This window comes from Geobacillus sp. FJAT-46040 (assembly GCF_002335725.1).
Lineage (GTDB): Bacteria > Bacillota > Bacilli > Bacillales > Anoxybacillaceae > Geobacillus > Geobacillus thermoleovorans.
This window is the reverse complement of sequence record NZ_NISS01000001.1, coordinates 2,992,328-2,996,616: the sequence shown is the minus strand read 5'-3', so window position 1 is coordinate 2,996,616 and position 4,289 is coordinate 2,992,328. Positions and strand designations below refer to the sequence as shown.

4 protein-coding genes are annotated in these 4,289 nt (G+C 51.8%); all 4 read right to left on the bottom strand.

Annotation, left to right across the window (positions count from 1 at the left end):
- Positions 1-443 (bottom strand): MFS transporter (locus tag CD000_RS15995; protein WP_143425288.1); only part of this gene is annotated, 443 nt, incomplete at its 3' end.
- A gap of 224 nt (positions 444-667) precedes the next feature.
- On the bottom strand, positions 668-2,119 hold the full coding sequence (locus CD000_RS15990) for a glycoside hydrolase family 32 protein (RefSeq protein WP_096226024.1): 1,452 nt from the start codon (positions 2,117-2,119) through the stop codon (positions 668-670).
- Between the two features lie 12 nt (positions 2,120-2,131).
- Entirely contained in the window at positions 2,132-3,508 is a 1,377-nt protein-coding gene (locus CD000_RS15985) for a sucrose-specific PTS transporter subunit IIBC (RefSeq protein WP_096226023.1), read from the bottom strand.
- 364 nt (positions 3,509-3,872) lie between these two features.
- Positions 3,873-4,289, bottom strand: a 417-nt coding sequence (locus CD000_RS15980; RefSeq protein WP_198962504.1) for a UPF0236 family transposase-like protein, incomplete at its 5' end; no start/stop codon positions are given.

Here is a 4,289-nt window from a genome sequence, read left to right as displayed (position 1 = left end):
AGCCAACCGCCAGCCCAAAAGCTCTCGAGCAGCACGACAGCCCGGCCGCGATCCTTAGCTGGCACCGCTTCTGAGACGAGCGTTGACGCGACCGGCAGCTCGCCGCCAAGTCCCATGCCGATCAAAAAGCGGAGCGCCAAAAACGCCGCCAACGTCGTCGTCAGCGCCGACAGCCCACTGCCAAGCGAGAACAGCAACAATGTGAAAATAAAAACGTTTTTCCGCCCGATCCGGTCCGCAAGCAATCCGAACACGAGCGCCCCAACCGCCATGCCGATCGAGTTGACGCTGCCGATCCAGCCGACTTGGCCGGCCGTCAAATTCCAGTCTTTTTGCAAGGCCGCCATCAAAAACGACAACATGCCGACATCCATCGCGTCAAACAGCCAACCGAGACCGGCAATGCCTAACAGCTTGCGCTGGGAAATCATCGGTTGATTCATGTGTATCCCCCTGTCATTATTAGTGTCAAGACATGATCTATATTCATTATAGAAGGGGAAAGGGGCAAATTCAATCATATATTGCTCATTCTCTCACAAAACGAACCGCCACACGGAAACGATCTCTCCCCTACGCCCTCGCTGGGAATGGCGCTTCTTGACCCGAAATGATAAAAAAGCCGCCAAACGACCAGCGCTTGTTTGGCAGCCTGTTTACTGCAAGTTCATCTTAACAAATCCCATTTCTCGATATCCATATGAAGATGTCCGTGGGTTCCGAACAGAATCGTTCGGTCGTCCGGATGCGGAAAAAACCGCGCAGTGAACGTCTCTTCGCCATCATTGACGAACAGTTCGATCGATGACGTATCAAGGAAAACATGAAGCGAACGAAGACGTGGCAATCGACATTGCCGCTTCTCCGTCAGCCCGTTCACAAAGCTTTTCCGTTCAAGCGTCAATACCCCTTCGTCACTATTGTAAACAAGGCGAGCCGCATGGCGAAAGTAAATTTCCATCATGCTTCCGAACAGTTCGATATTGTCGAGGCGAAGTTCGATCGCATCTCCCTCGAGTCCCGGCCATGACCTCAGCTCATTCACCACAGTGGCGCTTGGATATGCTACTTTTTGTTTGCGCAACTGTTTCAGCTCTTCCACTGGCGTCTGTCTCAGCTTGCCGCCAGTGAGGCGAAGTTCGCGCGGCAAGGTGAGCGCGTGCACCCAGCGGTGGCTCACTGTCGGCTGACGGTCTTCATCCTGGTCCGGCACGCCCATCCAGCCGATGAGGATGCGCCGCCCGTTCCGGTCAAGCATCGTTTGCGGGGCGTAAAATTCAAAGCCGCGATCAAGCTCCTCAAACGTCCCGTGAAGGAATTCGGCCCGTTCGTAGTCGAAGCGGCCGACAAAATAACCTGACTGGTAGACGTTTTGGTAGCGCATGCCGTCCGGTTTTAATCCTTGCGGGCAGACGATGAGTACGTCTTGCCCATCTAATGGAAACAAGTCTGGGCATTCCCACATATAGCCAAACGGACCAAGCCCGTTCATGTTGCCGCCAGCAATTGGGCCAAGATGCTCCCAATGACAAAGATCAGCGGAACGAAACAGCACCGCTTTTCCATCGCCGCTTTCGCTTTGCGCCCCCAGGATCATATACCAATGGCCCTGATACCGCCATACTTTCGGATCGCGGAAATGGGCCGTATATCCGTCCGGAAGTGTAATGACGACGCCTTTTTTTGTAAAATGAATGCCATCTTCCGATACGGCCATGCATTGGTACGTTTGGCGGTTTCCTTGTTCATCTTTCACATTGCCAGTGTAAAACAGCACGAGTTTTCCATCGCAACTAATCGCACTGCCGGAATAGCAACCATCTTTGTCATACCATTCGCTTGGCGCTAACGCAATCGGCGCTGCTTGCCAATGAACCAAGTCTGGGGATGTATAATGCCCCCAGAACTTGGCGCCATGGCCGGTGCGAAACGGCATCCATTGGTAGAAGACGTGATACGTTCCGTGCCAGTCGATCAGCCCGTTTGGATCGTTCATCAACCCGACAGGAGGCATGAGATGGTAGCGAAGCCGATACCGGTCACGATTGACAAGAGTCTCATATTTTTCGACTTCAGCGTATGCTTGTTCAATAAGTTTCTGTTCCTGTTCGGATTTCATCCGCTTGTCCCCTCACTCTTCTTCTTCACGGAACTTTAGAAGGAATGTCGCCACAAACGCTGAAACGACGGCAATGGCAAAACCGATTAAGTAGTGCATTAAGTTCGTGAGCCCTTCCGGCGCAACGATGGCGATCATCGGGATGCCGGTCAACCCGTAGGCATTAGCTACTACATTCGTAAATACGACGTACGCTCCGCCGAGCGCGCCGCCAATGGCCGCAGCGATAAACGGCTTCCGGTATTTTAAGTTCACCCCGAAAATGACTGGCTCGGTAATGCCTAAAAAAGCTGACAAGGCCGCCGGCAACGCAATCTCTTTTGTTTTTGTCCGCTTCGATTTGACAAATACAGCCAAACCGGCGCCGCCTTGGGCGACGTTGGCCATCGACCAAATTGGCAGTAAATAGTTGACCCCAAGTTTCGCCAACAAGTTCGCTTCAATGGCATGAAAGCTATGATGCACACCGGTAATGACGATCATCGAGTACAATCCGCCAAAGATAAGGCCAGCTAACGCACCGCCATAATGGTAAACAAAGTTCAACACCTTCGTAATCCCATCGCCAATCAAATTGCCGAGCGGACCAATGGCCAAAATCGTAATAAATCCCGTCAAAATGACGGTCACAAATGGAACAACAAGCAAACTGACCGCATGGGGAACAACTTTTCGCAATCCACGCTCCAATTTGCTCATCACATACGTCGCCAGCAAAATCGGCACGACCGTCCCTTGATACCCGACCATAGCGATATCAAAGCCAAGAAAATGCATATAGTTTGGCTTGGCCTCGGCCAATCCCCACGGGTTTAATAGCGCCGGGTGAGTCATAATACCGCCGATGACCGCCCCTAAAAACGGCGTGCCTCCAAATTCTTTCGCCGCGCTAAAGCCGATTAAAATTGGCAAAATAATAAACGCCGCACTCGAAAACATATCAAGCAAAATATACAGCGGGCTGTCTGCCGCCACCCATTTGAACGCCTTCATCATCCCAAGCAAACCCATTAACAAACCGCTCGCGACAATGGCTGGGATGATTGGGACAAAAATGTTTGACAACGTCTTCGCAAAGCGGGCGAGCGGATTCATTTTTTGCTTGATGGCTTCTTGATGGGCATCAGCATCACCTTGCTGTATCCCTGCTTCCCGGACAAACGCCTCATACACTTTATTCACCACGCCGGTGCCAAAAATAATTTGAAACTGTCCGGAGCTGGAAAACGCCCCTTTAACCCCTTCAATGTTTTCAATGTCTTTCGCCTCGGCCTTTTTGTCATCTTTTAAGACGAGGCGAAGCCGTGTCGCGCAATGAGTTACGCTAATGATGTTTTCTTTCCCGCCAAGGAGCGGGATGAGTTGTTTAGCAATGTGTTCATAATTCATCGGTGAACTCCTCCCCTTCTGAATGATGGTGAAATGAAAAACAAAAAAGACCTAAAACATACAAAGGGCGATCTAGCGGCATGACTCACTTGCCGTTCCCTTCATACGTTTTAGGTCTTGCCTGCTCGAAGCAGTCACAATCCCGCAATATTTCGTTGTCCGTTTTGCATTATACGACAACTTGCTGTTTTTGTCAACGCTTTCGCAACCGTTGAGTCAGTCAAGACTTTGTGGAGAACATTTTTTCGGTTCACTACGGGTGTTGTCAATCACTAGTTAGCGAACCATTTTCAGGAATTGATATCGTAAGCGCTTTCGGACTCTCATCCCTCATCTTGAAGTGATGATATTGTATTCCATTTTTTTACACCAAACCAAAATCCCGAAGCGCCGACAACGCTTGATGGATCGGCGTCCCGGATGACCGCTGCAGACACGGTAGATTCTGACGCACCACATCTGCCCACAACCGTCCTGCCTTCCGTTTGGCCTGTTCAACCCGCTTGGACTTCGTCGAGGCCGAGGCTGCCGTTCGGGTCTCTTCTTCCTCCACCAACTGCCCATTTCTCCGCCAAATCCCGTCGATTCGGGCTGCCATCGCCCTCAGAAACGCCCGAAGCCCTTGGTCTTTCCAGCTGCGGCGGGATTTCACCCGATGCGCAAACCGGCTCATCACGCTCTCGGCGTGGCCCATCGGACGCATGCCGGTCGTCTCCACCCCTTGCTCCGACAGCCACTCCCGATAGTCCCGGATGCATCCCGGCATCGACTCGATCCGGCG

Excerpts from the sequence above, each read along its gene's own strand:
- CD000_RS15990 (WP_096226024.1), bottom strand. The coding sequence starts at position 2,119 with ATGAAATCCGAACAGGAACAGAAACTTATTGAACAAGCATACGCTGAA.
- CD000_RS15985 (WP_096226023.1), bottom strand. The coding sequence starts at position 3,508 with ATGAATTATGAACACATTGCTAAACAACTCATCCCGCTCCTTGGCGGG.